This window comes from Frankia sp. CeRuru1 (genome assembly GCF_977966315.1).
In genome coordinates this window covers 1-5,543 of sequence record NZ_CDWWEW010000340.1, presented here as the reverse complement: position 1 = coordinate 5,543, position 5,543 = coordinate 1, and the positions used below count along the sequence as shown (strand labels likewise).

The 5,543-nt window shown below is 71.2% G+C and carries 5 protein-coding genes; 1 reads left to right on the top strand and 4 read right to left on the bottom strand.

Annotated features, from left to right (window positions below):
* Positions 1-28 precede the first annotated feature (28 nt).
* Positions 29-418 (top strand): SHOCT domain-containing protein, encoded by a 390-nt coding sequence (locus AC08OP_RS19760; RefSeq protein WP_476615549.1) that lies wholly within the window; start codon positions 29-31, stop codon positions 416-418.
* A 111-nt stretch (positions 419-529) separates the two neighbouring features.
* Here AC08OP_RS19760 and pgl read toward each other — a convergent pair whose 3' ends face one another.
* The 4 genes from pgl to tal all read right to left on the bottom strand — a co-directional run bounded on the left by pgl (position 530) and on the right by tal (position 5,241).
* Positions 530-1,327, bottom strand: a complete 798-nt coding sequence (pgl, locus tag AC08OP_RS19755) for a 6-phosphogluconolactonase (protein ID WP_476615548.1) — start codon at positions 1,325-1,327, stop codon at positions 530-532.
* The gene (locus AC08OP_RS19750; RefSeq protein WP_476615547.1) at positions 1,324-2,418 is read right to left on the bottom strand and encodes a glucose-6-phosphate dehydrogenase assembly protein OpcA; all 1,095 of its coding nucleotides are present in this window, start codon (positions 2,416-2,418) and stop codon (positions 1,324-1,326) included. Before AC08OP_RS19750 ends, pgl begins: the two co-directional genes overlap by 4 nt.
* A gap of 20 nt (positions 2,419-2,438) precedes the next feature.
* Positions 2,439-3,971 carry a glucose-6-phosphate dehydrogenase gene (gene zwf, locus AC08OP_RS19745; protein ID WP_476615546.1) on the bottom strand — a complete coding sequence of 511 codons (1,533 nt, stop codon included), beginning with the start codon at positions 3,969-3,971 and terminating at the stop codon, positions 2,439-2,441.
* Between the two features lie 154 nt (positions 3,972-4,125).
* Positions 4,126-5,241, bottom strand: a complete 1,116-nt coding sequence (tal, locus tag AC08OP_RS19740; RefSeq protein WP_476615545.1) for a transaldolase — start codon at positions 5,239-5,241, stop codon at positions 4,126-4,128.
* Positions 5,242-5,543: the final 302 nt, after the last annotated feature.

The window sequence follows — 5,543 nt, the reverse complement described above, 5'->3', positions numbered from 1 at the left end:
CGACCACGGCGTGGACAGGAGGTACTCCGTGGATCCCGATTTTCCGCTGCTCAGCGTCTTCCTCTATATGCTGTGGTTTTTTGCTTTCATCCTGTGGCTGTGGTTGCTGTTTTTCGTGATCATGGACGTGTTCCGCAGCCAGGATCTGTCCGGATGGGCGAAGGCCGCCTGGACGGTCGCGATCGTGGTGCTGCCCTGGCTCGGCGTGATCGCCTACCTGATCGTGCGGGGTGGAAGTATACACGAGCGCAGCCGCGCCGCAGCGCAGCGCGATGAACAGGCCTGGCGCGCCTACCTCCAGGAGGCCGCCAGGACGACGAGCGACGCCGACGAACTTGGCAAGCTCGCGCACCTGCGCGACCGGGGGATCATCAGCGAGGCCGAGTTCGAGCGGGGCAAGACCAAGATCTTGACCTGACAAGATCCTGACCTGATCCGCCGGTGCCGTCCCGTGGGCCCGGCACGCGTACCGGGCCCACGGGACAGGTCTACGGGACAGGTCTACGGGACAGGTCGTCCGCGGACCGCGTCACTGCCAGCCGGGCAGCCGGGAGGCGGCGGCCCGGTCGGCGAGCCACAGGCTGCGGTCGCGGCCGACGGCTCCCGTCGCCGGGATCGTGATCGGTCCCGCTCCGGAGAACGACGCCGCGACCGCATCGGCCTTCTCCTCCCCGGCGACGATCACCCAGACCTCGTGGGCGGACTGGATGGCCGGCAGGGTCAGTGTGACGCGTTCCGGCGGTGGCTTGGGGCAGTCATGCACGGCCACCACCGGCTCGGTCGCGACGACCGCGGGGGAGCCCGGGAACAGCGAGGCGACATGGCCCTCCGGGCCGAGCCCGAGGAGCACCACGTCGAAGCTCGGCACCGCCGCTCCGGTGACGGCACGGGTGGCCAGCAGCGCGGCGTACTCCACCGCGGCGGACTCCGGGTCGGCATAGCCGGAGGCCGCGGCTCGTCCCTCGACGTCACCGCCCGCGGTCGGGGCCGCCAGATGGCCCATTGGGAAGATCCGTTTGGGATCCGCCGGGATGTGATCGAGCAGCGCCTCCCGCGCCTGCCGCTCGTTGCGGTCGGGCGAGCCGGCCGCGACGAACCGCTCGTCGCCCCACCAGATGTCGACCTTGCTCCAGTCCACCGCGTCGAGAGCCGGGTTCGATCGCACCGCCCGCAGCAGGGCGATGCCGATGCCACCGCCGGTCAGGACGAGTGAGGCCTCCCCGCGGGCCGTCTGGGCGTCCACCAGCCGGGTGATCAGACGGGCCGCGGCGGCCCTGGCCAGCACCCCGGCGTCACGATGGAGGACGAGCTCCGGCTCGGCCGTCATGCGCCACCCACCGCCCGTTCGTTGTTCGGGGCACTCGTCGGGGCGGTGCCCGGGGCCGCGGTGCCCGGGGTCACGGCGCTCGACGTCACGGTGCCGGCGGCCAAGGCGTCCGTGGCGCCCACGGTCTGGTCCATCGGGTCCCGCCAGATGTGCTCTCGGTGCGGCGAGCGCCTGGTCAGGTTCGGCAGGCCGCTCCAGGTACCCAGGGCCTCGGCGTAGACGGCGTCGTCGTCGAGCCGGCGCAGCTCCTCGGCGAGCAGGTCCCCGACGCCCCGGTCGGACAGGGGCAGTACCCGGTCCGGGTACCCGGTGCGGGAGATCATCGCCGACCGGGAGTCGGTGCGGGAGACGGCTAGCCGGTCCCCGTCGAGGGCGACGGCGACCGCCGTGATACCGGGCCGGCCACCCGTCTCGTCGACCGTCACCGGGACGGCGAGCCTGTTCTGGAGCCAGCCGGCGAACAGCTGGGCGCTCGGATCGGCCCGGCCGGCGGTGATGACGGCTGAGTCCGGCCGCTCGCTGACCACCGCGTCGAAGGCGGCGGCGAGCAGGGTGCGCCAGGGCGACAGCCTGGTCCAGGACAGGTCCGTGTCGCCGGGGGCGAAGTCCGCGGCCCGCTGGAACAGCGCCGACAGCGGGTCCGGGCTGGCGGTGACGTCGGTGACCCGCCGGTCGGCGAACACGCCGAGCGGGTCGTAGGCGATCCGGGTCGGCGGCTCGTCGTGCCACCAGGTGACCACCGGGGCGTCCGGTGCGAGCAGGGGAAGCACGACCGATTCCGCGTGCAGCGCCAACCGGCCGGACATCCGCATCACGACCGCTTCGCCCGGGCCGAGCCGACCGCCGATCGAGACCTCGGCGTCGAGCCGGGGATGCGGCACGTCGACCTGCCGGCGGACGACGATCAGTAGCCGGCACGGATGGGCGGAGGCCGCCAGCGTCGCCGCGCCCTCGGCGGCGCTGACGTGCTTTTCGTCGACGACGACGACGAGGGTCAGCGCCAAGCCGAAGGCCAGGGCTCCGGCCGCCCGTCGTTCGGCGGCGAGGGCCTTGACCACCTCAGAACCGGTGGTGTCCCACAATGTGGTCACGAGGGGCTCCTAATCCATGGTCATGGCCGCCGCCACCGGCGACCGTCGTGGGCGAGCATCTCGTCGGCGGCCGCCGGGCCCCAGGTGCCGGCCCGGTAGCGGTGCGGGGTGATGCCCGCCCAGTGCCGCTCCAGCGGATCGACGATCCGCCAGGACTCCTCGACCTCCGCGTTGTTCGGGAACAGCGTCGCGTCGCCGAGCAGCACGTCGAGGATCAGCCGTTCGTAGGCCTCCGGCAGCGCCTCGGTGAACGCCTCACCGAACAGGAAGTCCATCGCGACGTCCCGGACCTCCATCGCCGAGCCGGGGACCTTGGAGCCGAACTTGAGCGTGACCCCCTCGTCGGGCTGCACCCGGATGACCAGTTGGTTGTTGCCGAGCTCGGTAGTGGCGGTCTCGTCGAACGGCAGGTGCGGCGCCTTCTTGAAGAAGATGGCGATCTCGGTGACCCGCCGTGGCAGCCGCTTGCCGGTCCGCAGGTAGAACGGCACCCCGGCCCACCGGCGCGTCTCGATGCCGAGGCGCACCGCCGAGAAGGTCTCCGTCCGCGACTGCGCGGGGATGTCCTGTTCGTCGAGGTAGCCCGGGACCCGCTCCCCGGCGAGCCAGCCCTGCTCGTACTGCCCCCGTACCGCGTAGCGGGTGAGGTCCGTGGGCAGCGACACCGCGCGGAGCACCTTCAGCTTCTCGGTGCGGATGGTCTCCGCGCCGAAGCTGACCGGCTCCTCCATCGCGGTCAGGGCGAGCAGCTGCAACAGGTGGTTCTGGAGCACGTCCCGGGCGGCGCCCGTCCCGTCGTAGAAGCCGGCCCGGGTGCCGATCCCGACGTCCTCGGCCATGGTGATCTGCACCGAGTCGACGAACTGGGAGTTCCAGATCGGTTCGAACAGCGTGTTGGCGAAGCGCAGCGCGAAGAGGTTCTGGACCGTCTCCTTGCCCAGGTAGTGGTCGATGCGGAACACCCCGGACGGGGTGAAGACGTCGTCGACGAGCGCGTTGAGCTGCCGGGCCGACTCCAGGTCGTGACCAAACGGTTTCTCGACGACGACCCGGCGCCAGCCGCCCGAACCCGCGGCCGAGGAGAGCCCGGTGCGCTGCATCTGCTTGAGCACGACCGGGAAGGCCGACGGCGGGATCGACAGGTAGAACGCCGCGTTGCCACGGATACCGTGGGAGTGCTCCAGGCTCTCCAGCGTGCGGGCGAGCCGGTCGAACGCGGCGTCGTCGTCGAAGGACCCCGGCAGGAACCGCACGGAGCCCGCCAGCCGGTCCCAGACCTCTGCACGGAAGGGGGTGCGGGCGCCCTTCTCGGCGGCCTGCCGGGCGAACTCGGCGAAGTCCTCGTCGGGCCAGTCCCGGCGGGCGAACCCGAGCAGGACGAAACCCGGCGGCAGCAGGCCGCGGTGGGCCAGGTCGTAGACGGCGGGGATCAGCTTCTTGCGGGCCAGGTCGCCGGTAGCGCCGAACACCACCAGGGCGCTCGCGTCCGGCAGGCGCGGCAGTCTGCGGTCACGTGGGTCCCGCAGCGGGTTGGTACTCACCGTGGGCGCCACCCGTTCCCCCTTCGTTCTGCTTGTGGTCTCTCCGAGGTTGTTTCACCGGGGACCGTCGGGTGTCCATGAACGACGCTGAGACGATCATCACGGCCGTGGCGACGGCCGTGGCGACGGCCGTGGCGATCGCCACGGCCACGGCCGTCGCCAGGCCTTACGCGGACGAACCGGGTGAGCCCAGGTGCGCCGCGATGGTGTCCAACAGCTGGGTCCACGAGTCCTCGAACTTCTGTACGCCCTGGCTCTCCAGGGTCTCGATCACGTCGTCGAGATCAATTCCGACGGCCGTGAGCTGGGCGAACACCTCGTGGGCCTCCTCGTAGCGGGGGCGGATCGTCTCACCCGTCACCGACCCGTGGTCGGCGAACGCCTCCAGGGTCGCCTCCGGCATCGTGTTGACGGTTCCGGGCGCGATCAGCTCGGTGACGTAGATCGTGTCCGGCAGGGACGGGTCCTTGGTGGACGTCGACGCCCACAACGGGCGTTGGGGCTTCGCGCCGGCCGCGGCCAGGGCCGCCCAGCGGGGGGTGGCGAACGCCTTCTCGTACCGCTCGAAGGCCAGCCGGGCGTTGGCGACGGCGGCCCGGCCGCGCAGCGCCTTCGCCTCCGAGGTGCCGATCTTCTCCAGCCGCTGGTCGACCTCGGTGTCCACCCGGCTGACGAAGAACGACGCGACCGAGGCCAGGTCGGTGATGTCGCGCCCCGCGGCCAGGGCCTTCTCCAGACCGGTCATGAACGCGTCGATCACGGCGTCGTACCGGTCGAGTCCGAAGATCAGCGTCACGTTCACGCTGATGCCCTGGGCGAGCGTCTCGGTGATCGCCGAGAGGCCGGCCCGGGTGGCGGGAATCTTGATGAACAGATTGGGCCGGTCGACCAGCCACCACAGGGCACGCGCCTCGGCGAGCGTGCGCTCGGCCTCGTGGGCGAGCCGGGGATCGACCTCCAGGGACACCCGGCCGTCGACGCCGCCGCTGGCGTCGTAGACGCCGCGCAGCACGTCGCAGGCGTCGCGCACGTCGGCGGCCGTGATGGCCCGGACGGCCTCGCCGACGTCCACGCCGCGGATCGCCAGGTCGTGCAGCTGCTCGTCGTACAGGTCGCTCGAACTGATCGCTTTCTGGAAGATGGTCGGGTTGCTCGTCACGCCGACGACGCCGCGGTTCTCGACCAGGTGGGCGAGGTTGCCGGTGCGTAGGCGGTCCCGGCTGATGTCGTCCAGCCAGACCGCCACTCCGGCGGCTGAGAGCTCGGACAGGGGATTGCTCATCGGGCTGACTTCCTCTCCGCGGGCGGTGGCGTCCTCACCATGTCTCCAAGGTCTCCAAGCTGTCCTCCGATGGGCGCACCCCTTCAGGGCACTACCCTCTGGGGCCGGCTCCATCCCAGCCTGTTTCCAGTCTGCGGATCCCCGTGACAGTCGGGTGGCGGTTGGGAGAACAACGCGCACGACGAGTGGAATCCCGGTCCCTGTGGTTCATGCCCGATGCCCGCCGTCCATGCGCCATACCCACCGTCGCTGTCCGATGCCCCACGCCAGTACATGTCGGTCGCCGCCGCCCGGGGGGCCGC